This is a genomic window from Thauera sp. DNT-1, from assembly GCF_055393985.1.
Genome location: NZ_AP043752.1, coordinates 2089137 through 2112102, shown reverse-complemented (window position 1 = coordinate 2112102; position 22966 = coordinate 2089137). Strand labels below are relative to the sequence as shown.

18 protein-coding genes are annotated in these 22966 nt (G+C 67.9%); 14 read left to right on the top strand and 4 right to left on the bottom strand.

Going from position 1 to position 22966, the window contains the following annotated elements; all coding sequences use genetic code 11:
* Positions 1-139 precede the first annotated feature (139 nt).
* The 4 genes from ahpC to ACZ5PP_RS09745 all read left to right on the top strand — a co-directional run bounded on the left by ahpC (position 140) and on the right by ACZ5PP_RS09745 (position 6231).
* Positions 140-703 (top strand): alkyl hydroperoxide reductase subunit C, encoded by a 564-nt coding sequence (gene ahpC, locus ACZ5PP_RS09760; RefSeq protein ID WP_004299307.1) that lies wholly within the window; start codon positions 140-142, stop codon positions 701-703.
* A 131-nt stretch (positions 704-834) separates the two neighbouring features.
* Positions 835-2394: an alkyl hydroperoxide reductase subunit F gene (ahpF, locus tag ACZ5PP_RS09755; RefSeq protein WP_004299305.1), complete on the top strand. Its 1560-nt coding sequence runs from the start codon at positions 835-837 to the stop codon at positions 2392-2394.
* A gap of 137 nt (positions 2395-2531) precedes the next feature.
* The gene (locus ACZ5PP_RS09750) at positions 2532-4412 is read left to right on the top strand and encodes an ABC transporter ATP-binding protein (RefSeq protein WP_004299304.1); all 1881 of its coding nucleotides are present in this window, start codon (positions 2532-2534) and stop codon (positions 4410-4412) included.
* Between the two features lie 67 nt (positions 4413-4479).
* Positions 4480-6231, top strand: coding sequence for a diguanylate cyclase domain-containing protein (locus ACZ5PP_RS09745; protein WP_464827008.1), 1752 nt, complete (start codon positions 4480-4482; stop codon positions 6229-6231).
* Positions 6232-6335: 104 nt separating this feature from the next.
* Here ACZ5PP_RS09745 and ggt read toward each other — a convergent pair whose 3' ends face one another.
* The 3 genes from ggt to ACZ5PP_RS09730 all read right to left on the bottom strand — a co-directional run bounded on the left by ggt (position 6336) and on the right by ACZ5PP_RS09730 (position 11080).
* A complete protein-coding gene (gene ggt / locus ACZ5PP_RS09740; protein WP_464827007.1) occupies positions 6336-8075 on the bottom strand; it encodes a gamma-glutamyltransferase in 1740 nt (579 codons plus the stop codon).
* 417 nt (positions 8076-8492) lie between these two features.
* A complete protein-coding gene (locus tag ACZ5PP_RS09735) occupies positions 8493-9677 on the bottom strand; it encodes an acetate/propionate family kinase (RefSeq protein ID WP_276660804.1) in 1185 nt (394 codons plus the stop codon).
* Positions 9674-11080: a bifunctional enoyl-CoA hydratase/phosphate acetyltransferase gene (locus ACZ5PP_RS09730; RefSeq protein WP_273423109.1), complete on the bottom strand. Its 1407-nt coding sequence runs from the start codon at positions 11078-11080 to the stop codon at positions 9674-9676. The genes ACZ5PP_RS09735 and ACZ5PP_RS09730 overlap by 4 nt, the downstream gene beginning before the upstream one ends.
* A gap of 276 nt (positions 11081-11356) precedes the next feature.
* On the opposite strand from ACZ5PP_RS09730, the gene glmU reads away from it, so the two are divergent.
* The 4 genes from glmU (at position 11357) to ACZ5PP_RS09710 (ending at position 15571) form a co-directional block, all read left to right on the top strand.
* Positions 11357-12718, top strand: a complete 1362-nt coding sequence (gene glmU, locus ACZ5PP_RS09725) for a bifunctional UDP-N-acetylglucosamine diphosphorylase/glucosamine-1-phosphate N-acetyltransferase GlmU (protein ID WP_464827006.1) — start codon at positions 11357-11359, stop codon at positions 12716-12718.
* Positions 12719-12789: 71 nt separating this feature from the next.
* Positions 12790-14616, top strand: coding sequence for a glutamine--fructose-6-phosphate transaminase (isomerizing) (gene glmS / locus ACZ5PP_RS09720; protein WP_012586034.1), 1827 nt, complete (start codon positions 12790-12792; stop codon positions 14614-14616).
* A gap of 71 nt (positions 14617-14687) precedes the next feature.
* A complete protein-coding gene (locus ACZ5PP_RS09715) occupies positions 14688-15116 on the top strand; it encodes an antitoxin Xre/MbcA/ParS toxin-binding domain-containing protein (protein ID WP_004299248.1) in 429 nt (142 codons plus the stop codon).
* On the top strand, positions 15116-15571 hold the full coding sequence (locus ACZ5PP_RS09710) for an RES family NAD+ phosphorylase (protein ID WP_012586033.1): 456 nt from the start codon (positions 15116-15118) through the stop codon (positions 15569-15571). Before ACZ5PP_RS09715 ends, ACZ5PP_RS09710 begins: the two co-directional genes overlap by 1 nt.
* A 391-nt stretch (positions 15572-15962) precedes the next feature.
* Here the strand turns inward: ACZ5PP_RS09710 and pdxR are convergent, their stop codons facing one another.
* Positions 15963-17459, bottom strand: a complete 1497-nt coding sequence (pdxR, locus tag ACZ5PP_RS09705) for a MocR-like pyridoxine biosynthesis transcription factor PdxR (protein WP_445334232.1) — start codon at positions 17457-17459, stop codon at positions 15963-15965.
* A 117-nt stretch (positions 17460-17576) separates the two neighbouring features.
* Here pdxR and ACZ5PP_RS09700 point away from each other — a divergent pair, with 117 nt between their 5' ends.
* The 6 genes from ACZ5PP_RS09700 (at position 17577) to ACZ5PP_RS09675 (ending at position 22964) form a co-directional block, all read left to right on the top strand.
* A complete protein-coding gene (locus ACZ5PP_RS09700) occupies positions 17577-18212 on the top strand; it encodes an FMN-binding negative transcriptional regulator (protein WP_445334233.1) in 636 nt (211 codons plus the stop codon).
* On the top strand, positions 18209-18598 hold the full coding sequence (locus ACZ5PP_RS09695; protein ID WP_445334234.1) for an antibiotic biosynthesis monooxygenase family protein: 390 nt from the start codon (positions 18209-18211) through the stop codon (positions 18596-18598). The genes ACZ5PP_RS09700 and ACZ5PP_RS09695 overlap by 4 nt, the downstream gene beginning before the upstream one ends.
* A 13-nt stretch (positions 18599-18611) precedes the next feature.
* Positions 18612-19229, top strand: a complete 618-nt coding sequence (locus ACZ5PP_RS09690; RefSeq protein WP_445334235.1) for a LysE family translocator — start codon at positions 18612-18614, stop codon at positions 19227-19229.
* Between the two features lie 145 nt (positions 19230-19374).
* On the top strand, positions 19375-19695 hold the full coding sequence (gene sugE, locus ACZ5PP_RS09685) for a quaternary ammonium compound efflux SMR transporter SugE (protein WP_445334236.1): 321 nt from the start codon (positions 19375-19377) through the stop codon (positions 19693-19695).
* Positions 19696-19940: 245 nt separating this feature from the next.
* Positions 19941-20432, top strand: coding sequence for a hypothetical protein (locus ACZ5PP_RS09680; RefSeq protein ID WP_464827005.1), 492 nt, complete (start codon positions 19941-19943; stop codon positions 20430-20432).
* Positions 20433-20759: 327 nt separating this feature from the next.
* Entirely contained in the window at positions 20760-22964 is a 2205-nt protein-coding gene (locus ACZ5PP_RS09675) for an OsmC domain/YcaO domain-containing protein (RefSeq protein ID WP_464827004.1), read from the top strand.
* The last annotated feature ends 2 nt before the right edge of the window (positions 22965-22966 follow it).

The window sequence follows — 22966 nt, the reverse complement described above, 5'->3', positions numbered from 1 at the left end:
CTCCGGTAATCGCGAGTCCATAGGGACCTCCAATCGACTGGATCTCCATAATCAATTAGAGCAATTCAAGGAACCGGTCTAAACTTTGCTCCATCGAGTTGCACCGAACCGTTCCAACAACCCTTCTGGAGGATTACAGATGTCGCTGATCAACACCCAGGTTCAACCGTTCAAAGCCCAGGCCTTCCACAACGGCAAGTTCGTCGAAGTCTCCGATGCGAGCATGAAGGGCAAGTGGTCCGTGGTGATCTTCATGCCGGCCGCCTTCACCTTCAACTGCCCGACCGAGATCGAGGACGCGGCCGAGCACTACGCCGAGTTCCAGAAGGCCGGCGCAGAGGTCTACATCGTCACCACCGACACCCACTTCTCGCACAAGGTCTGGCACGAGACTTCGCCGGCCGTCGGCAAGGCCAAGTTCCCGCTGGTCGGCGATCCGACCCACCAGCTGACCCGCGCCTTCGGCGTGCATATCGAGGAAGCCGGCCTGGCCCTGCGCGGCACCTTCGTGATCGACCCGGAAGGCGTCATCAAGACGATGGAAGTGCACGACAACGCCATCGCCCGTGACGTGACCGAGACCGTGCGCAAGCTCAAGGCCGCCCAGTACGTCGCCTCGCACCCGAACGAAGTGTGCCCGGCGAAGTGGAAGGAAGGCGAAGCCACGCTGGCCCCGTCGATCGACCTGGTCGGCAAGATCTAAGGCAGTGCTGCACCTTTCCCCGGACCGCCGTGGTCCGGGGCGCAAGCTCCGCAGCCGGCCACGCGCCGGCTGCGTCGTATCCGGACTGCCGTAAACAGCGGCGGTCGCAAAACAGAAGGGGAGTGACCATCATGCTGGACGCCAACATCAAGACTCAACTGAAAGCCTACCTGGAGCGGGTGACGCAGCCGATCGAGATCGTGGCGTCGCTGGATGATGGTCCGAAGTCGAAGGAACTGCTCGAGCTGCTGCACGACGTCACCGAGCAGTCGAAGCTGATCACCCTGGTCGAGCGTCGCGATGACGACGAACGCAAGCCCTCGTTCTCGGTCGGACCGCGCGGCGGCGAGGCGCGCGTGCGCTTCGCAGGCCTGCCCATGGGCCACGAATTCACCTCGCTGATCCTCGCCCTGCTGCAGGCCGGCGGCTACCCGCCCAAGGTCGAGGCCGAGGTGATCGAGCAGATCAGGAACCTCGACGTCGAGCTGAACTTCGAGACCTACATCTCGCTGTCCTGCCACAACTGCCCGGACGTGGTGCAGGCGCTCAACCTGATGGCGGTGCTCAACCCGAAGATCCGCCACACCATGATCGATGGCGCGCTGTTCCAGAAGGAAGTCGAGGAGCGCCAGATCATGGCGGTGCCGACGGTGTACCTGAACGGCGAGGAGTTCGACCAGGGCCGCCTCGAGCTCGGCCAGATCCTCGCCAAGGTCGACACCGGCGCCGCGGCGCGCGACGCCAGGAAGCTCTCCGAGAAGCCGGCCTTCGACGTGCTCGTCGTGGGGGGCGGACCGGCCGGCGCGGCGGCGGCGATCTACGCCGCGCGCAAGGGCATCCGCACCGGCGTGGTGGCCGAGCGCTTCGGCGGCCAGGTCATGGACACGCTGGCGATCGAGAACTTCATCTCGGTGAAGTACACCGAAGGCCCCAAGCTGGTCGCCAGCCTGGAGGAGCACGTCAAGGAATACGAAGTCGACGTCATGAACCTGCAGCGCGTTGCCGGCGTGGTGCCGGGCGAGAACCAGCACGAGGTGAAGATGGAGAACGGCGCCAGCCTCAAGGCCAAGACCGTGATCGTCGCCACCGGTGCGCGCTGGCGCGAGATGAACGTGCCCGGCGAGAAGGAGTTCCGCGGCAAGGGCGTGGCCTACTGCCCGCACTGCGACGGCCCGCTGTTCAAGGGCAAGCGCGTGGCGGTGATCGGCGGCGGCAACTCCGGCGTCGAGGCCGCGATCGACCTCGCCGGCGTGGTCGCCCACGTGACCCTGCTGGAGTTCGCCGACGACCTGCGCGCCGACGCCGTGCTGCAGAAGAAGCTCTACAGCCTGCCCAACGTCAGCGTGATCAAGAGCGCGCAGACCACCGAGGTCACCGGTGCCGACAAGGTGAATGGCCTGGTGTACAAGGATCGCAAGACCAACGCCGAGCACCGTCTCGAGCTCGAAGGCATCTTCGTGCAGATCGGCCTGCTGCCCAACACCGACTTCCTCAGGGGCACGCTCGAACTGTCGCGCTTCGGCGAGGTGATCGTGGACGCCAAGGGCCAGACCTCGGTGCCGGGCATCTTCGCCGCCGGCGACTGCACCACGGTGCCGTACAAGCAGATCATCATCGCCATGGGCGAAGGTGCCAAGGCTTCGCTGTCCGCCTTCGACCACCTGATCCGCAGCAGCGCGCCGACCATGTAAGCCCGGCCCGCCGCCCTCCTGCGCGGGTGGCGGCAGCCGCGAACCCCGCCCCGCCACGCGCGGGGCTTTTTGCTTTGCCGCGGGCACCCGCGGCCCATCCGGCCGGTCACAGGCCGGACCCATCACGGAGAGCCGCCGTGCCTTTCAGCTGGTTCGAACGCCGCGTCGACCCCTATCCCGAAGCCGCCCCCGGCCCCGCGCCGCGCGGCTTCTTCGCCTTCCTGTGGGCGGGCACCGAGGGCATGCGGCCCTTCATCCTCGGCATGATGCTGCTCACCGCGACCATCGGCGCCTTCGAGGCCCTGCTGTTCGCCATGCTCGGCCGCGTGGTCGACTGGCTGGCCGCGGTCGAGCCCGCGCGCCTGTGGGCGGACGAAGGCGGAACCCTGCTGCTGCTCGCGGCCATCATCCTCGGCAGCATCGTGCTGGTGGCGGTGCAGACCCTGCTCAAGCACCAGAGCCTGGCGGGCAACTTCCCGATGCGGCTGCGCTGGCGCTTCCACCGCCTGATGCTCGGCCAGAGCATGAGCTTCTACCAGGACGAGTTCGCCGGCCGGGTGTCGGCCAAGGTCATGCAGACCGCGCTCGCGGTGCGCGACACCTGCCTGATCCTTACCGACATCCTGGTGTTCGTGAGCATCTACTTCTTCACCATGACCGCGGTGGTGGCGAGCTTCGACGCCTGGCTGCTCGCACCCTTCCTCGGCTGGCTGGCGCTCTATGTGCTGGCGCTGCGCTGGTTCGTGCCGCGCCTGTCGAAGGTGTCGCGCGCCCAGGCCGACGCGCGCGCGCTGATGACCGGGCGCATCACCGACGCCTACACCAACATCGCCACCGTCAAGCTGTTCTCCCACGCCGGCCGCGAGGCCGGCTACGCGCGCGGCGCGATGCAGGAGTTCCTCGGCACCGTGCATGCGCAGATGCGCCTGGTGAGCGGCATCGAGATCGTCAATCACAGCCTGTCGATGGGGCTGATCCTCGCCACCGGCGGCACGACGCTGTGGCTGTGGAGCCAGGGCGAGGTCGGGGTCGGCGCGGTGGCGGCGGCGACCGCGATGGCGCTGCGCCTGAACGGCATGTCGCACTGGGTGATGTGGGAGATGGCCTCGCTGTTCGAGAACGTCGGCACCGTGCAGGACGGCATCAACACCTTGTCGCGCCCGCATGCGGTGGTCGACCGCAGCGACGCCAAGGCGCTGGTGGTGAGCCGCGGCGAGGTGCGCTTCGAGCGGCTCGTGTTCGCCTACGGCGCCACCGGGCCGCAGGCGCGGCGGGTGATCGACGACTTCACGCTGACCATCCGTCCGGGCGAGAAGATCGGCGTGGTCGGGCGCTCGGGCGCGGGCAAGTCGACCCTGGTGAACCTGCTGCTGCGCTTCTACGATCTCGAGCAGGGCCGCATCCTGATCGACGGCCAGGACATCGCCGGCGTGACGCAGGACAGCCTGCGCGCGCAGATCGGCATGGTCACCCAGGACACCTCGCTGCTGCACCGCTCGGTGCGCGACAACATCCTCTACGGCCGCCCCGACGCCACCGACGCCGACATGATCGCCGCCGCGAAGCGGGCCGAGGCGCACGAGTTCATCCTCGGCCTTACCGACCCCAAGGGTCGCAGCGGCTACGACGCCCACGTCGGCGAGCGCGGCGTGAAGCTCTCCGGCGGCCAGCGCCAGCGCATCGCGATCGCGCGCGTGATGCTGAAGGACGCGCCCATCCTGCTGCTCGACGAGGCCACCAGCGCGCTCGACTCCGAGGTCGAGGCCGCCATCCAGGCCAGCCTGTATCGCCTGATGGAAGGCAAGACCGTGGTGGCGATCGCGCACCGCTTGTCCACCATCGCGGCGATGGATCGCCTGGTGGTGATGGACAAGGGCCGCATCGTGGAGGAGGGCGACCACCACAGCCTGCTCGCCCGCGGCGGCCTCTATGCGCGGCTGTGGGCGCACCAGAGCGGCGGCTTCCTCGGCGAGGAGGCCGAGGACGGCACGCCGCTTCATCCCGCCTGCCCCGCGTGAGGAAAGGTGTCACGCTTCCATGCGCGCTTTCTCCATAGAATGAAGCATGACCACCGGAGGCGATGACATGGCGTCGGAGTCCGCATCCGGCGATGCGCATCCCCTGCGCGTCGTCGCGCTCATCTACCTCTGCGGCGCGCTGCTGTTCGGAACGTTGCTGGTGCTCGAATGGCGGCTGATCGACCGCAGCGTCGTCGCGATCGCCCGCGAACGCGGTGCGGCGCTGTTCTCGCTGATCCAGACCACCCGCGAGTGGAACGCCAGGCATGGCGGGGTGTATGTCGTGGTGGACGAGAGCACCCAGCCGAACCCTTGGCTGAAGCACCCGGCGCGCGACCTGCAGACCACCGACGGCGTGCGCCTGACCATGGTCAACCCGGCCTACATGACGCGGCAGATCGCCGACCTCGCCCTGCACGCGGAGGGCGCGAGCCTGCACCTCACCAGCCTCAAGCCGATCCGACCCGAGAACCGTCCCGACGCCTGGGAGGCGATGGCGCTCGCGCGGTTCGAGGCCGGCGAGACCGAGGTGCTGGCGCTGGTGGAGGGCGGCGGCGAGGGCGGAAGCGGCCCGGCGCATCGCTACATGGCACCCTTGCTGGTGCGCGAGCCCTGCCTGCAGTGTCATGCAGAGCAGGGTTACCAGGTGGGCGACATCCGCGGCGGCATCTCGGTGACGATGCCTGCCGAGGTGCTGATCGCCCGGCGCGATCAGCTGCGCATGCGCGCGGTCTTCGTCTATCTGCTCGCCGGGCTGCTCGCCGCCGGCCTGATGCACGGCCTGCTGCGTGCCAACCGGCGCCATGTCGTCCAGGTGCGGCGGATCAACGCCGAGCAGGAGCGTCTGATCGAGCGGCGCACCGTCGAACTCGCCGAGGCCAACCGCCGCCTCGCCGGCGAGGTCGACCTGCACCGGCGCAGCGAGCAGCGCCTGGCGGCGAGCGAGTCGCGCTACCGCGCGATCTTCGACAGTGCCGCCGAGGGCATCATGCTGCTCGACGCCGCGCTGCGCATCGTCCAGGTGAACCCCGCCTTCTGCGAAATCACCGGCTACGCGGCCGAAGAAGTCCTTGGCCGCAAGCCGTCCATGCTCGGCTCGGGGCGCCACGACCGGGCCTTCTTCCGCGAGCTCCTCGCCACGCTGGCCGCCGCCGGACGCTGGCAGGGCGAGGTGTGGAACCGGCGCAAGGACGGCGACCTGTACGTGCAGTGGATGTCGGCGGTGCGGATCGGCGAGGCCGACGCGCCCGAGGGCTTCGTCGCCACGATGACCGACATCACCTCGCGCAAGCAGACCGAGGAGAAGCTGCGCTTCCGCGCCAACCACGATGCGCTCACCGGCCTGCCCAACCGCCGCCTGTTCGAGGATCGGCTGCAGTCGGCGATCGCCAGCGCGCTACGCCATGGCGAGCGTTTCGCGCTGATGCTGGTCGACCTCGACCACTTCAAGGGCGTCAATGACCGCTTCGGCCACCTCGCCGGCGACGCGCTGCTGGTCGAGGTCGGCCGCCGCCTGGAACTGTGCGTGCGCGCCTCCGACACGGTGGCGCGCCTGGGCGGCGACGAGTTCGCGGTGATCCTCGGCGAGGTCGGCGGCCGCGAGGATGCCGCCGAGGTGGCCGAGCGCATCTGCGCCGCCATGGCCTTGCCCTTCGAGCTCGGCGAGGGCGTCGCGCACATCGGCGCCTCGGTCGGCATCGCCCTCGGTCCGCAGGACGACGCCGACGCCGGGGAACTGCAGCGCCGCGCGGACGCCGCGCTCTATGCCGTCAAGCACGATGGCCGCGGCGGCTTCCGCTTCCACGGCGAGCCGGCCTGAAGGTTCGGTTTCGACAAGGACGCCGGCCCTGCAGGCGCCCCCGGCAGGCCGCGGCCGCGATTCGCGCCGCGCGGCCTGGTCTTCGCGCCCGGGCCGGTGCCGCCTCACTGCTTCTGCACGATCGCGCTGCCGCCGCCGTGGCGCAGCGGCTCGCTGACCGCGGTCACCGTGCCGTCGGGGTTGAAGCGGATGGCGTTGGCGGCGCCGATCTGGTCGGTCTCGCGCCACTTGTGGCCCTTCGCCTCCAGCGCCTTGGCCTGCTCGCTGCCCGGGAAGCCAAGCAGGGTCTCGACCAGGGTCGTCTCGCCGTTGCGCTGGCTCATGCGCGGGGCGGCGAGCGCGTCGGCCAGGCTCATGCCCAGGTCGACGTGATTGACGATGGTCTGCAGCGCGGTGGTGATGATGGTCGAGCCGCCGGGCGAGCCGATCGTGAACGCGGGCGCGCCGTCCTTCAGCACGATGGTCGGGCTCATGCTCGAGCGCGGGCGCTTGAAGGCCTCGGGCAGGTTGGGGTGGGGGCCGCTGAAGTCGAAGTCGGTGAGCTCGTTGTTGAGCAGGAAGCCGCGCCCCGGCACCACGATGCCGCTGCCGCCCCAGTCCTCGATGGTGAAGGTGTAGGCGACCACGTTGCCCTCGCGGTCGGACACCGTGAGGTGGGTGGTATGCATCGACTCCTGCGCGAGCGGCTTCGGCTGCGGGCGCAGCGGCACCGAGCGGTCGTCCTCGAAGGGGTAGGGGTCGCCCGCCGCGACCTTGCCCGGCGCCGCGCGGGCGCCGATCTGCCGCGCGCGCTCGCGCGCGTAGGCCTTCGACAGCAGGCCGTCCCTGGGCACATCCACGAACTCCTCGTCGGCCACGTAGGCGTTGCGGTCGGCGAAGGCCAGGCGCGAGGCCTCGAGGTAGAGGTGCTCGATCTCGGCGCGCGGCTTGCCGGCGAGGTCGAAGGTCTCGAGCAGGTTGAGCGCCTGCGCGATCGCGATGCCGCCGCTCGAGGGCGCAGGCATGCCGTGGATCTCGTAGCCACGATAGGTCGAGCGGATCGGCGGACGGATGCGCGCCTCGTAGTCCTTCAGGTCGGCCATGGTGAGGCCGCCGGCGATCACGCTCGTGCCGGGCGTGACCGGCGGGTGGTTCACCGCCGCCACCATGCTCGCCGCGATCGGGCCCTCGTAGAAGGCCTTCACCCCGCCGCGCGCGATATCGCGGTAGGTCTGCGCGAGCTCGGGGTTGCGGAAACGCGTGCCCACCGGCAGCGCCTTGCCGTCCTGCAGGTAGAGCGCCGACGCGGTGGAGAAGCGCGCGAACTTGGCCTCGTTGATCTTGTTGATGCGGTGGAAGTTGGGGCCGACCGCGAAGCCTTCTTCGGCCACCCGGATGGCGGGCGCGAGCACCTTGTCGAAGCCCATCGTGCCGTAGCGCGTCAGCGCCTCGTGCCAGCCGCGCACCGTGCCGGGCACCCCGACCGAGATGCCGTTGGGCACGGTGGCCTTCCAGTCCATCTCCTTGCCCTCGGCGTCGAGGAAGACGCCGGGGTGGAAGCTCGCCGGGGCGACCTCGCGGTGGTCGATGGCGATCACGCGCCGGTCTTTCGCGGAGTAGATCAGCATGAAGCCGCCGCCGCCGATGCCGCAGCTGAACGGGTCGGTGACGCCGAGCGCGGCCGCCGCGGCCACCGCGGCGTCGATGGCGTTGCCGCCGGCATCGAGGATCTGCATCGCGGCCAGGCTGGCCTCGTGCGAGATGGTGGCGACCGCGCCGCCGTGGCCGGTGTCGACCGGCTGCTTCGCCAGGGCGCCGAACGCCGCCATCATGAGCGCGGTGGCGAGGAGGGTTTGCCTTTTCATGGTGTGCTCCGTCGTGCTGGGGAGCATGACGGTAGCACCGGCCGCAGGGTATGCCCAAGGCGGGAATACCCGGGTGGATTGGGGCGAAAGGATCGCGCGGGGAGGGCGGACTGCGCGGGTCGAGAGGCCGCGATCGCGACTTGCGTCGCTCCCACAGCGCCCCCGACCCCCGTGCCCGCATGCGGGGCGTAGGAGCGACGCAAGTCGCGATCCGGCGGGGTCTTGTGGGAGCGACGCAAGTCGCGATCCGGCGAGGGTCTTGTAGGAGCGACGCGAGTCGCGATCCGGCGAGGGTCTTGTAGGAGCGACGCGAGTCGCGATCCGGCGAGGGTCTTGTGGGAGCGACGCAAGTCGCGATCCGGCCGATGGATGAAGCGCGGCGCGCCGGCGCTGGCCGATGCGCGCCGCCCGCGCCGCCTACAGCCCCAGCGTCTCCGCCGTGTAGCGCGCGATCATGCGCTCTTCGTTGGTCGGCACCACGGCGACCGCGACGCGGCTGGCCGCGGTGTCGATGCGGCGGGCGTGGTCGGCGTTGGCGGCGGGGTCGACCTCGATGCCCATCCACGCCGCCAGCGCGGCCACCTTCTCGCGCACCGGCGCGGCGTGCTCGCCGATGCCGCCGGTGAACACCAGCGCGTCCAGCCCGCCCGCCGCCGCAGCCAGCGAGCCGAGCTCGCGCGCGATGCGGTAGCAGAACAGGTCCACCGCTTCCTTGGCCTCGGGGGCGTCGGAGGCGAGCAGGGTGCGCATGTCCTGGCTGATGCCCGACACGCCGAGCAGGCCCGATTCCTTGTACAGCAGGCTGGTGAGCGCCTTGGCGTCCATGCCCTTCTGCTCCATCAGGTAGAGCATCACGCCGGGGTCGAGGCTGCCGGTGCGGGTGCCCATCATCAGGCCCTCGACCGCGGTGAAGCCCATCGTCGACGCGACGCTGCGACCGTCGCGCAGCGCGCACATCGACGCGCCGTTGCCGAGGTGGGCGATCACCACCGCGCCGCGGGCGCGCTCGCCGACCACTTCCGGCAGCTGGCGCGCGACGTAGTCGTAGGACAGGCCGTGGAAGCCGTAGCGCTTGATGCCCTCGGCCGACAGCCTGCGCGGCAGCGCGAAGGCCTGCGCGACCGCCGGCTGGGTGCGGTGGAAGGCGGTGTCGAAGCAGCCCACCTGCGGCACCTGCGGCATCAGCGTGGCGACCGCGCGCACCGCGCGCAGGTTGTGCGGCTGGTGCAGCGGGGCGAGCGGCACGAAGGTGTCGAGCGTGCGCAGCACCGCCTCGTCGAGCCGGGTCGGCGCGCTGTAGTGCTCGCCGCCGTGCACGATGCGGTGGCCGGCGGCGACGATGTCGAGCGCCGGGTTGTGGCGGACGAGCAGCGCGAAGACGTGCTCGAGCGCGTCGCGATGCTGCTCGCCCTGGCTGCCGCCGGTCACCACCGGCTCCTGGATGCGTTCGCCCGCGGCGGTCTTGAAGGTGACCTCGGGTCTGGCACCGATGCCTTCGACCTGGCCGGACACCGCCGGCGCGGCGGCCACGTCACCGTCGACCGGGTAGAGCGCGAACTTCAGGCTCGACGAGCCCGCATTGAGAACGAGGACGGCCTTCATGCGTTCAGGGCCTCGCGCTTCTTGTGGGCCATCAGCTGTACGACCGCGCACGACGCGGTGCGCGTCTCGGCGGTGTCTGCACGGCTGGTCAGCACGATCGGCACGCGCGCGCCCAGCACCACGCCGGCCATCAGCGCGTTGGCGAGATATTCGAGCTGCTTGGCGACCATGTTGCCGGACTCGAGGTCGGGCACCACCAGGATGTCGGCGTTACCGGCCACCACCGACTTGATGCCCTTGGTCTTGGCGGCGACCAGCGACACCGCGTTGTCGAAGGCGAGCGGGCCGTCGAGCAGGCCACCCTTGATCTGGCCGCGGTCGGCCATCTTGCACAGCGCGGCGGCGTCGATCGTCGAGCGGATCTTCGAGGTCACGGTCTCGACCGCCGACAGGATCGCCACCTTGGGTTCGGGCAGGCCGAGGATGTGGGCGAGCTCGATCGCGTTCTGGATGATGTCGACCTTATCCTCGAGCGTGGGCTCGATCATGATCGCCGCGTCGGTGATCATCAGCGGGTGCGGGTAGGTCGGCACGTCGGCGAGGAAGACGTGGCTGATGCGGCGGCCGGTGCGCAGGTGCTTGATCACCTGGCTCATCATCTCGTCGGTGTGCAGCGAGCCCTTCATCAGCGCCTCGGCGCCGCCGTCGCGGCACAGGGCGACGGCCACCTCGGCCGAGGCGTGGCTGTGTTCGGTGTCGACGATGCGCAGGCCCTTGATGTCGATCTCGTGTTCTTCGGCCACGGCGCGGATGCGCGACTCGGGGCCGACCAGGATCGGCTCGACCAGGCCGGCGCGTGCCGCCTGGACCGGGCCGAGCAGGGATTCGCGGTCGCAGGGGTGGGCCACCGCGATCGGGATCGGCGACAGGCCGGCCGACACCGACAGCAGGTGGCGGTAGCGCAGCTCGCGGTCGGACACGGTGACCTCGGGCAGCACGACGCGCGCGCGCGAGATCTTCTCGGTCGGCGCCATCACCTCGGCGATGCCGTCGATCACCTTGAGGCCGTCCTGGTTCACCGCCAGGCAGTCGAAGATGATGTGGTGGTTGTGCTCGAACTTTTCCTTGCAGGTGACCGTGATCGTCAGCGTGTCGCCGATCGTGATCGGGCGCCAGAAGTTCAGCCCCTGCGACACGTACACCGTGCCGGGGCCGGGGAACTCGGTGCCGAGCACGGTGGAGATCAGCGTGCTGCCCCACATGCTGTGGCCGACGACCTCGCGGAACTGGCTGGAGCGTGCGTATTCGAGATCGACGTGGGTCGGGTTGACGTCGCCCGACATGGCGGCGAACAGGTGGATGTCCTCGGGGCGCAGCGTGCGGACGAGCTGGGCGAAGTCGCCCACCTGGATCTCGTCGAAGGTGCGGTTCTGGATCATCTGTTGTGCGGCAGGAGCTTTCATGGCAACTCTCGTTCTTGGATGCATTGCAACACGCGATTCTAGACCTTGTATGTGACTGCCACATGCGCTAAAACAATCGAATTGTGCAATGCGTCAATCAGACGCACGTTTCCTTGCGGCGCGGATGTTTTTCATGCCCGCACCATGCGATTGCTCACGATTGGCTGCGCGGGTCGCGTGCTAGACTCCGCGCGTTTTTACGATCTGCGGGCGCGGATGGGGTCGGTTGTGCGCCCGAAACCTGTCGAATCTCCTCATTTCGCCACGGAATCAACCATGCAAGTCGTCGTTCTCGCTGCCGGCCAGGGCAAGCGCATGCGCTCGGTGCTGCCCAAGGTCCTCCAACCCATCGCCGGCAAGCCGATGCTGGCCCACGTGCTCGATGCCGCCCGCACGCTCGACGCCCAGCGCATCTGCGTGGTGTACGGCCATGGGGGTGAAGTGGTGCGCGAGCGCCTCGATGCCGTCGACCTGGCCTGGGCGCGGCAGGAGCCGCAGCTCGGCACCGGTCATGCGGTGCAGCAGGCGCTGCCCCACCTCGACGACGAGCACGTGGCCCTGGTGCTGTACGGCGACGTGCCGCTGATCGGCGTGCCCACGCTGCGCCGCCTGGTCGCCGCCGCCGGCGACGCGCGCCTGGCGCTGCTCACCGTCGAGATGGACAACCCGACCGGCTACGGCCGCATCCTGCGCGACGCCGCCGGCAAGGTGGTGCGCATCGTCGAGGAGAAGGACGCCTCCGACGCGGAGCGCAAGGTGCGCGAGGTCAACACCGGCATCCTGGTCGCCCCGGTCCGCCACCTGCGCGCCTGGCTCGGCCGCATCGGCAACGACAACGCCCAGGGCGAGTACTACCTCACCGACATCATCGGGTTGGCCGTGGCCGACGGCGTCGAGGTGACGACCGTGCAGCCCGACGCCTTCGCCGAGACGCTGGGCGTCAACAACAAGATGCAGCTCGCCGAGCTCGAGCGCATCCACCAGGGCAACATCGCCCGCCGCCTGATGGAAGAGGGCGTCACCCTGATCGACCCGGCGCGCATCGACGTGCGCGGCACGCTCACGGTCGGGCGCGACGTCGAGATCGACGTCAATTGCGTCTTCGAGGGCGAGGTCGAGCTCGGCGACGGCGTACGCATCGGCGCCAACTGCGTCGTCCGCGACGCCCGCATCGGCGCCGGTACCCGGCTCGAGCCCTTCAGCCACGTCGACAGCACCACCATGGGCCAGGCCTGCGTGATCGGGCCCTACGCCCGCACCCGCCCGGGCACCGTGCTCGGCGCCGACGTGCATCTGGGCAACTTCGTCGAGGTCAAAAACAGCGTCATCGCCGACCACTCCAAGGCCAACCACCTGGCCTACGTGGGCGACGCCGACGTCGGCAGCAAGGTCAACATCGGCGCCGGCACCATCACCTGCAACTACGACGGCGCCAACAAGCACCGCACCATCATCGAGGACGAGGTCTTCATCGGCTCCGACACCCAGCTCGTCGCGCCGGTGCGCGTGGGCCGCGGCGCCACCCTGGGCGCCGGCACCACGCTCACCAAGGACGCCCCCGCCGGCCAGCTCACCGTGTCGCGCAGCAAGCAGATCAGCCTCGAACACTGGAAGCGCCCGGTCAAGCAGCCGCGCTGAGCCCCTCCGCCAGCCGATTCGCCCGCCCCGCCCTCCGCACCGAATCCAAAGACCGACAAGGAAGCCCCGCCATGTGTGGCATCGTCACCGCAATCGCAACCAACAACGTCGTCCCGGTCCTGCTCGAGGGCCTGCGCAAGCTCGAGTACCGCGGCTACGACTCGGCCGGCCTCGCCGTGCTCGCCGGCGAGCTCACCCGCCTGCGCTCCTGCGGCCGCGTGGCCGAGCTCGCTGCGCTCGCCGATGCGCGCCAGCTCTCCGCCCACATCGGCATCGCGCACACGCGCTGGGCCACCCACGGCGTGCCCTCCGAGCGCAACGCCCACCCGCACATCTCGGGCGGCCTCGCCGTGGTGCATAACGGCATCATCGAGAACTTCGAATCCATCAAGGCCGACCTGCAGGGCAAGGGCTACGTCTTCGAGTCCGAGACCGACACCGAGGCCATCGCCCACCTCGTCCACTACAAGCTGCAGGCCAACACCGACCTCTTCGAGGCCGTGCGCCAGGCCACCAACGAGCTCGTCGGCGCCTACGCCATCGGCGTGGTCGCCGAGGCCGACCCCTTCCGCGTCATCGTCGCGCGCCGCGGCTCGCCGCTGCTGCTCGGCATCGGCGAGGACGGCATGTACGCCGCCTCCGACACCGCCGCGCTGCTGCAGGTCACGCGCAAGATCGTCTATCTGGAAGACGGCGACCTCGCCGAGCTGCGCCGCGACAGCTACATCGTCATCCGCTCCGACGGCAGCCCGGTCGAGCGCGAGGTGCACATCTCCAGCCTGTCGGCCGACGCGGTCGAACTCGGCAAGTTCCGCCACTACATGCAGAAGGAAATCTTCGAGCAGCCGCAGGCCCTGGCGCAGACGCTGGAGCTGATCGCCGGCGGTGCCGGCATCACCCCGCAGCACTTCGGCGCGCGCGCGGGCGAAGTCTTCGACGGTGTGCGCCGCGTGCTCGTGCTCGCCTGCGGCACCAGCTACCACGCCGGCCTGGTCGCGCGCTACTGGATCGAATCCATCGCCAAGCTGCCGGTCACCGTCGAGATCGCCAGCGAATACCGCTACCGCGAGTCCGTCCCCGACCCCGACACCCTGGTCGTGGTCATCTCGCAGTCGGGCGAGACCGCCGACACCCTGGCCGCGCTCAAGCACGCCAAGGCGCTCGGCATGCAGCGCACGCTGGCGATCTGCAACGTGCCCGAATCCGCCATCGTGCGCGAGACCGCGCTGCGCTTCATCACCCGCGCCGGCCCCGAGATCGGCGTCGCCTCCACCAAGGCCTTCACCACCCAGCTCGCCGCCTTCGCGCTGCTCACGCTCGCGCTCGCCAAGATCAACGGCCGCCTGTCCGCCGAAGACGAGGAGCGCCGCCTCGCCGCGCTGCGCCACCTGCCGGTCGCGGTGCAGAAGGTGCTCGAGCTCGAGCCCGAGATCGAGCAGTGGGCGCAGCGCTTCGCCGGCAAGGAGCACGCGCTCTTCCTGGGCCGCGGCAGCCACTGGCCGATCGCCATGGAAGGCGCGCTCAAGCTCAAGGAGATCTCCTACATCCACGCCGAAGCCTACGCCGCCGGCGAGCTCAAGCACGGCCCGCTCGCCCTGGTGGACAAGGACATGCCGGTGATCGCCGTGTCCCCGGCCGACGAGCTGCTCGAAAAGCTCAAGTCCAACCTGCAGGAAGTCCGCGCGCGCGGCGGCGAGCTCTACGTCTTCGCCGACGCGGGCAGCGAGATCCCCGAGTCGGAAGGCGTGCACATCCTGCACATGCCCGAGCACTACGGCATGCTGTCGCCGGTGCTGCACGTGATCCCGCTGCAGCTGCTGTCGTACCACGCGGCGCTGGTGAAGGGGACGGACGTGGATAAGCCCCGCAACCTCGCGAAGTCGGTCACTGTCGAGTGAAGACGTAGTACTTGATATCCGGTATCACATGATCCATATTCAGGTCGTCATGTGATACCGGAGCCGCCGCCGTGCAACTCGTCACCCCTGAGCAGATCGCCGCAGTGATGGCGCTCGCGCCGGCGCCGCACTCGTTTGCCGAACTCGACGAGCAAGTCGCCGAAGGCCTCCCCAAGGCCGCCCTCAAGGCAGGCGTCGAGCGCCTGGGGCGCAACCCCGACGAGCGCCGCATCCTGCTCCACCGCGTCGTTCCCGAAGCCACCTTCAAGCGCCGCCGCGACCGTCTCAGCCCCACCGAATCCGAAAAGATCGAGCGCCTCGCCCGCGTCTATGCCACCGCCCGCCACGTCTGGAACTCGGACGAGGACGCGCTCGCCTTCCTGCACGCACCGCACGCGATGCTGGGCGGGCAGCCTCCGCTCGAGGTCGCGATGACCGAGCTGGGCGCGCGCCGGGTCGAGACCCTGCTGTGGAGGTTCTTCTACGGCATCGCCGCCTGATGCGCGTCTACCGCATCGCCGACCGGCGTCACCCGATCTGGGACGGAACCGGCGCCGCGCTGCTGGGCGGGCGCTGGAACAGCCCGGGGCATCCCGCCATCTATGGTTCTTTGAGTTCCGCCTGCGCGATGCTCGAGATCCTCGCCCATGCCGGCATCGGACGCATTCCCGGCACGCAGCAGATCGTGATCGCCGAGGTGCCCGACGAGGATGCGCTGGTCGAGCGGCATGAGCAGGCGAGCTTGCCCGACGGCTGGGATGCAGAAGATAGCGGCGCGGCGCGGCAGTTCGGCGACGACTGGCTGGCGTCGAGGCGAAGCCTGGTGCTGGTGGTGCCGTCGGTGGTGGCGCGGCTGGAGTTCAATGCGGTCGTGAACCCGGCGCACCCGGATTTTTCCAGGGTGAGGGTGGGTGCGCCGGAGGCGGTGGTGTGGGATCGGCGGCTGTTCGGGTGAGGGGTTAGCCTCACAAGACCACGGCCGCAGAACGCCCGCGGGCGAGGCGGATGTTTGTGACGCGACGCGGGTCCGGCGTTCGTGTTGATCACGGTGGTGAAGGGTACGAAGGTCAGGACGGAGTTCGATCCGTGGCATTCATTCTCGCGGGCGTCCAGGTTGACCGGTCTGGTCCGCGCAGTCTTGGGATGGCGTTGTTCCGCCAGACCCGACACCCATCATCCCTTTCGACCGCCGATCAATGACAGCTATCAGGATGTGTCTGCCAATAGCGGCATGCGGCCAGGAGCGGCCCCTGAGTCTTGCACGATCTAAGGCCGCTTCATTGTGGAATCGGACATGGAAACGGACACTGAGGGTGGGCGCGCCCCGCCAGCGGCGCCAGTTGATGTCAGAAGCGATCGCTTCCGAGCTCCCGCAGCGCAGCTGCCAGGCGCCGAACACCCTCTTCGATCTGATCTCGCTCCAGCAGCGCGTAACCCATGACCAGACCAGCCGGACGAATTGAAGCATCCGCCCGGCCTGCGGGATGAAAGAACTGGCTGACCGGATACACGCGAACGCCTTTCTGGCGGGCTGCCTCGACCAGGACCGGCTCCTTCTTGGCGGCAAGCGCGCGAAACCACACCACCAGGTGCAGCCCACTGGCAGCTCCCTGGATCTCGACGCGCTCGCCCAAGTGGGAAGTGAGCGCGTGAACGAGTGCTGCCTGTCGTGCATGCTGCAGACGACGGATTCGCCGGACGTGACGGTCATAGCTACCGTCCTCCAGCAGCACCGCCAACGCCCGCTGAATGCCGGTCATCACGTGCCGGTCAGCCAGCCGCTTCGCAGCACAGAACACGTCCACCAGTCGCGGCGGCAGCACCATGTAGCCCAGACGGAGCTGTGGCGACAGTGTCTTCGAGAACGTACCGACGTGGATCACGCAGCCACTGCTATCCAGCGACTGCAGCGTGGGTTCTGGTCGAACCGAATAGCGATATTCGCTGTCGTAGTCGTCCTCGATGATCCAGGCATCCCGTTCGGCAGCCCAGGCCAGGAGCGCACGTCGTCGTCCGATCGGCAGGAATGCCCCGAGCGGGAACTGATGTGTAGGTGTCACGTAGGCCATCTGTGCCCGAGGGACTTGAGCGAGCAGGTCGGTCCGCAGCCCGTGGCCGTCCACCTCGACGGGGAGAAGGCGCGCGCCATAGCTTTCAAAGACGTGGTGCGCCATCCGATAGCCGGGGTTCTCGACGACGACCGGATCGCCGGTACTGATGAGCAGCCGTGCGCAGAGGTCGAGTGCCTGCTGCGAGCCGTTTACGATCAGCAACTGGTCAACCGAGCACGACAAGCCGCGCGACTGACTGAGGTGCGTCTGCAGCGCCTTGCGAAGATCGAGGTTGCCACGCGGGTCTTCGTAAGCCAGGCGCGCGCTTCGCCGACGTTCGACCGCGCGCAGCGCCTTCAGCCAGGGCAAGATCGGGAAGTCGCGTCCGGCCAATGGCCCGTAGACGAAGTCGATTTCATCCGCGGCGGTCGGGACCGGTTCATGCAGTCCCAAGGCGGCCACGCGTGCTCCGATTGCGGACAGCCGCCCGGCAGGGCGATGTCCGCCCCCGTCCTCGGCGCTGATTCGTGCGTCGCGCTCCGGCCGGGCGGCAGGAGCCGCTCCGGCCGCGACTCGGCTGGGGGCACCGGCGCGCGTTTCGATGAAGCCATCGGACGCCAGTTGCTCGTATACGAGCGACACGGTCGTGCGTGAAAGCCCACGCTCGGCCGCGAGCGCCCGCGTCGACGGTAGGGCTGCGCCTGGCCGGTACGTGCCATCTGCGATCCGCGCCCTGATTTCCTCGTAGAGCGCGCGGCTGGAACCCCGTTGTCGGTTCTCATCCCTATCCATCGCTGCAACTGGTCCAGTCAGATAGTCAAGAACTGGCTATTTTATACAGGCAGGCTGCCCTGCATAGTGAGCGCACGCGCCGGGTGTGCCGGCACTTGATCCGGACAGGAGCGCCCCATGTATCTTCCCAAGCAATTCGCCGAGCCGCGGGTTGAGGAACTTCACCGCATCGTTCGAGAGCATTCCCTGGGCATGCTGGTGACGCACACCGCAGCCGGCCTGGAAGCGCACCACCTGCCATTCTTGCTCGACGCACAACAAGGCCCCTGCGGCGTGCTTCAGGCCCATGTTGCGCGGGCAAATCCGGTCTGGAGCGAAGTGAGCGACGGCGCCCCCGTCCTCGTCGTTTTCCGGGGCGTTCAGGGATACATCTCGCCCAACTGGTACCCGGGCAAGCATGAGACCCACCGCCGCGTGCCGACCTGGAACTACGAGGTCGTGCACGCGCACGGGACGATTCATGTCCGGGACGAGGCGAAGTTCGTCCGTGCGGTCGTTGGCCGACTGACGCGCCAGCACGAAGCGAACCAGCCTGAACCGTGGAAGATGAGTGATGCGCCGCCGGACTTCATGGCGGAACAGCTGAGCCAGATCGTCGGAATCGAGGTCCGTCTCACTCGGCTGGACGGCAAGCGCAAACTCAGCCAGCATCATCAGGCCCGCGATCGGGAAGGTGCCATTCGCGGCCTGGAAGAGCAGGGAAATCTCGGCCTCGCGCAGGCGATGCAAGAAACAACGACGCAATCGGCATGACGATGGAACAAACCGACTTGTATACCGCCACGTTCACGTTCGCCAAGGGCGAGTACGACGACGAGTTTCACCAGCTGGATCAAGCCATCGCTGAGGTTGCGAAGGCGATCCCTGGGTACTTGGGCGAAGAGGCATGGGAGAACCCTGCGTCCGGGCTGATCTCGACCGTCTACTACTGGCGCTCGCTCGAAGCGCTCCAGCAGCTCATCGATCACCCGATGCACCTTGCCGCGAAGCAGAAGCAAGCGAAGTGGATAAACGGGTACCACATCGTTGTCGGCCGGGTTATCAGGTCGTACGGCGATGGCCGCACCCCGCATCCGCTCTCATCCGAGCCGCGCATGACCGGCGAGGCCTTTGGCACCAACGGTAACCCACAACCCTGAGCCGGTCCACTCCATGTCGCTTCTCGCCTTCATCTTCGCGGCGTTGGTCCTGGCGATCACCCCTGGCCCTGGCATTGCGTATGTCGTGGCCCGAACCGTTGCCGGCGGTCGCGCCGAAGGCTTGGCCTCCTGTCTGGGAACCGGCCTCGGTGGCCTCGTTCATGTGGCAGCGGCCGCCTTGGGCCTGTCGCTGCTCATCGCCCAATCGGCCTTGGCGTTCAACCTGGTCAAGTACCTTGGGGCCGCGTACCTGGTCTATCTGGGCATTCGCATGCTGACGCACAAGGAGCCGTCCGTCGCGGCAGGACAGGTCCGCGCCCAAGGCGCTCGCCGCGCCTTCATGGAGGGCATCATGGTCGAGGCCATGAACGTCAAGACCGCGCTCTTCTTTCTCGCCTTTCTCCCCCAATTCACCACGTCGGACGCTTCGCTGGCTCCGCAGCTTGCCCTGCTGGGGAGCATCTGCGTGGCACTGAACACCTTCGTCGACGTTCTGGCGGTATTCGGTGCCGATCGCCTGTTGCAGTCGAACGCCGCGCGGGTGACCCGGGCGCGGCTTCTGACCCGTGTATCCGGCTGCACGATGATGACGCTCGGCGTTTGCCTGGCGCTGGCTCGCCGCGAGTCATGAAGACGCACATGGCACACCATGCGGCGGCGAGTCTCAGAGCCGCAATCTTCGTTTCCCTCCGTCATGCGGGCGGTGGGCGGAAGCAGGGACGACTTTGCTTCGCGTACTTCATCGGGGACGGCCCCCAAAACGATTGGGAAACCTGATGAACTGGATCGCTCTATTCGTCGCCGGCCTGCTTGAAGTCGTGTGGGCCGTTGGGCTCAAGTACACCGCAGGCTTCACGCGCTTCTGGCCCTCTGTGGGCACGGCCTTGGCCTTCCTGTCAAGCATTGGGCTGCTCGGCTGGGCAATGCGAGACCTCCCCGTGGGCACAGCCTATGCGGTGTGGGTCGGCATTGGCGCGGTGGGCACCGCCATTGTGGGCATGGCGCTGTTGGGCGAGCCCGTGTCCCTCCCCCGATTGATCAGCCTTGGCTTGGTCATCGCCGGCATCATCGGCCTGAAGATGTCATCCCTGGCGTGATCGCGATCGCTGTCGACGTCCGCTCTCGGTCCTCACTGCTGCGATCCCTGAGTCTGGGGCGAGCGTCGGCAACTGGTCGTTAGGGTGAATTGAGGATTCCGGCGAGCGGTCATCCCCTCCGCATGCAACCGAGCAGAATCGAAGGACGGAGCAGGCCGACCAAGAGCCGCTCCGCTCGAACGACGATTGCCGTTGCGCCAGCAAAGGATGCCGACGAATACGCTACGCCGCCACCCACCGAGTCGGTGGCGAAGGTCGTCGATGCCGTTCAGGCGATGGACCGCGCGCAGAAAGAGCGTCTCGCTGACGAGATCTTCCGCATGCAGCCGAACATGCTGGGCTCGATCCTGGTGCTGCCCCGGCTCGGGGTGCCGATGGAGAAGGTCGAGTTCGCCGTCGGGGTGCTGCTGGTCTGCTTCCAGGCGATGAAGGAGTCCGGGCTGGCCTGGCCGGTCATCACGGAGGACGAGCAGGAGCGCCAGCTCGCGCGTTTCGTGGCGGCGACGCGCCTCGGCGAGGACATCGCCCCGTCGCTGCGCAGTCGCGCGCTTCGGCGCTATATCGCCGCGCACCCCGAGAAGGGGCTGGCAGCCTACGTGGCGAGCGATACGTCGAAGTGGCTGGGCGAGGTCGCGGCCGACGAGTCCGACAAGTACGCGATGCTGGCGGTGTGGAACCTGGTGAACTGCATCGCCTTCGTCGAGCTGCCACAGTCGAAGCGCACGAAGCCCACGTAGGCGTCTCGGCGCGGCCGTGTTCGCGCCTTGCGGCGCTCCTGCATCGACCGTCGCGCTTTCGGGGGGCGTGACATGGATCGTCGCGGTGACGGGGACGGTGTAGGAGCGGCGCAAGCCGCGAATGCGGCCTTTCTTCGATCGACGCGGCTGGCGCAGACGAGCGCCGCCGTTCTCCGATCGACGGGGCTGACGCGGATGAGCGCCGTGTTCGCGCCTTGCGGCGCTCCTACGGAAGACCAGACCGGCCCCGAACCCGGTCGGCCCGCGCGAAACCGGCGATAATGCCGGCCGACGCGTCTTTAGGCCCTTTCAGGATTCCGCCCCCTCATGGAAATCAAGGTCAACTTCCTCGACAAGCTTCGTCTCGAAGCCCGGTTCGACGACTTCACGGTGATCGCCGACCAGCCGATCCGCTACAAGGGCGACGGCTCGGCGCCGGGGCCGTTCGACTATTTCCTGGCCTCGTCGGCCTTGTGCGCGGCCTACTTCGTGAAGCTGTACTGCGACACCCGCAACCTCCCCACCGACAACATCCGCCTGTCGCAGAACAACATCGTCGACCCCGAGAACCGCTACAAGCAGATCTTCAAGATCCAGGTCGAGCTGCCGGAGGACCTTTCCGCCAAGGACCGCCAGGGGATCCTGCGCTCGATCGAGCGCTGTACCGTGAAGAAGGTGGTGCAGACCGGGCCGGAGTTCGTCATCGAGGAGGTGGAGAACCTGGACGCCGATGCGCAGGCCCTGCTGACGCTGAATCCGGATCCGGACGCCCACACCTACATCCTCGGCAAGGATCTGCCGCTGGAGCAGACGATCGCCAACATGTCGAAGCTGCTGGCGGACCTCGGCATCAAGATCGAGATCGCGTCGTGGCGCAACCTCGTGCCCAACGTGTGGTCGCTGCACATCCGCGATGCGCATTCGCCGATGTGCTTCACCAACGGCAAGGGGGCGAGCAAGGAGAGCGCCTTGGCGTCGGCGCTGGGCGAATACATCGAGCGCCTCAACTGCAACCACTTCTACAACGACCAGTTCTGGGGCGAGGACATCGCCGACGCGGCGTTCGTGCATTACCCCAACGAGCGCTGGTTCAAGCCCGGCCGCAAGGATGCGCTGCCGGCCGGGCTGCTCGACGAGTATTGCCTGGAGATCTACGACCCCGAGGGCGAACTGCGCGCCTCGCATCTGTACGACACCAACTCCGGCAACGTGGCGCGCGGCATTTGCGCGCTGCCCTACGTGCGCCAGTCGGACGGCGAGGTGGTGTATTTCCCCACCAACCTGATCGACAACCTCTACCTCAGCAACGGCATGAGCGCCGGCAACACGCTGCCCGAGGCGCAGGTGCAGTGCCTGTCGGAGATCTTCGAGCGCGCGGTCAAGCGCGAGATCATCGAAGGCGAGATTGCGCTGCCCGACGTGCCGCCGGAGGTGCTGGCGAAGTATCCCGGCGTCCTCGCCGGCATCGAGGCGCTGGAGGCGCAGGGCTTTCCGGTGCTGGTGAAGGATGCGTCGCTGGGCGGCAAGTATCCGGTGATGTGCGTGACCCTGATGAACCCGCGCACGGGCGGCGTGTTCGCCTCTTTCGGGGCGCACCCGAGCCTGGAGGTGGCGCTCGAGCGCAGCCTGACCGAGCTGCTGCAGGGGCGCAGCTTCGAGGGCCTCAACGACCTGCCCGCGCCCACCTTCGAGAGCAACGCGGTCACCGAGCCGAACAATTTCGTCGAGCACTTCATCGATTCGAGCGGCGTGGTGTCGTGGCGCTTCTTCAGCGCCAAGGCCGATTACCCGTTCGTCGAATGGGATTTCTCTTCCCACGGTGAAAGGTCCAACGCCGAGGAAGCCGCGACCCTGTTCGGCATCCTCGAGGACATGGGCAAGGAAGTGTACATGGCGGTGTTCGACCAGCTCGGCGCCACCGTCTGCCGCATCGTCGTGCCGGGGTATTCCGAGGTCTATCCGGTGGATGACCTGATCTGGAACAACACCAACAAGGCGCTGGCCTTCCGCGCCGACATCCTCAACCTGCATCGCCTCGACGATGAGGCCCTCGAAGCCCTGCTCGAGCGCCTGGAAGAAAGCGAACTCGACGATTACACCGACATCATCGAGCTGATCGGCATCGAGTTCGACGAAAACACGGTGTGGGGTCAGCTCACGATCCTGGAGCTGAAGCTGTTGATCCATCTCGCCCTGCAGCAATTGGAAGAGGCGAAGGAGCGCGTCGAGGCCTTCCTGCAATACAACGACAACACGGTCGATCGCGTGCTGTTCTACCAGGCCCTGAACGTGGTGCTGGAGGTGATGCTGGACGACGAGCTGGCGCTGGAAGACTACGAGGCCAACTTCCGCCGCATGTTCGGCGACGCGCGCATGGACGCGGTGATCGGCTCGGTGGAGGGCCGCGTGCGCTTCCATGGCCTGACGCCGACGAGCATGAAGCTCGAAGGGCTCGACCGCCACCAGCGCCTGATCGACAGCTACCGCAAGCTGCACCGGGCGCGGGCACGCGCGGCGGGCGTGTCCGCGTAGAC

Coding starts and splice junctions, on each gene's coding strand:
- sugE (WP_445334236.1), top strand. CDS start 19,375: ATGAACTGGATCGCTCTATTCGTCGCCGGCCTGCTTGAAGTCGTGTGG.
- ACZ5PP_RS09695 (WP_445334234.1), top strand. CDS start 18,209: ATGACGATGGAACAAACCGACTTGTATACCGCCACGTTCACGTTCGCC.
- ACZ5PP_RS09730 (WP_273423109.1), bottom strand. CDS start 11,080: ATGAAAGCTCCTGCCGCACAACAGATGATCCAGAACCGCACCTTCGAC.
- glmS (WP_012586034.1), top strand. CDS start 12,790: ATGTGTGGCATCGTCACCGCAATCGCAACCAACAACGTCGTCCCGGTC.
- ahpC (WP_004299307.1), top strand. CDS start 140: ATGTCGCTGATCAACACCCAGGTTCAACCGTTCAAAGCCCAGGCCTTC.
- ACZ5PP_RS09745 (WP_464827008.1), top strand. CDS start 4,480: ATGGCGTCGGAGTCCGCATCCGGCGATGCGCATCCCCTGCGCGTCGTC.
- pdxR (WP_445334232.1), bottom strand. CDS start 17,459: ATGGATAGGGATGAGAACCGACAACGGGGTTCCAGCCGCGCGCTCTAC.
- ACZ5PP_RS09675 (WP_464827004.1), top strand. CDS start 20,760: ATGGAAATCAAGGTCAACTTCCTCGACAAGCTTCGTCTCGAAGCCCGG.
- glmU (WP_464827006.1), top strand. CDS start 11,357: ATGCAAGTCGTCGTTCTCGCTGCCGGCCAGGGCAAGCGCATGCGCTCG.
- ggt (WP_464827007.1), bottom strand. CDS start 8,075: ATGAAAAGGCAAACCCTCCTCGCCACCGCGCTCATGATGGCGGCGTTC.
- ACZ5PP_RS09700 (WP_445334233.1), top strand. CDS start 17,577: ATGTATCTTCCCAAGCAATTCGCCGAGCCGCGGGTTGAGGAACTTCAC.
- ACZ5PP_RS09710 (WP_012586033.1), top strand. CDS start 15,116: ATGCGCGTCTACCGCATCGCCGACCGGCGTCACCCGATCTGGGACGGA.
- ACZ5PP_RS09690 (WP_445334235.1), top strand. CDS start 18,612: ATGTCGCTTCTCGCCTTCATCTTCGCGGCGTTGGTCCTGGCGATCACC.
- ACZ5PP_RS09735 (WP_276660804.1), bottom strand. CDS start 9,677: ATGAAGGCCGTCCTCGTTCTCAATGCGGGCTCGTCGAGCCTGAAGTTC.
- ahpF (WP_004299305.1), top strand. CDS start 835: ATGCTGGACGCCAACATCAAGACTCAACTGAAAGCCTACCTGGAGCGG.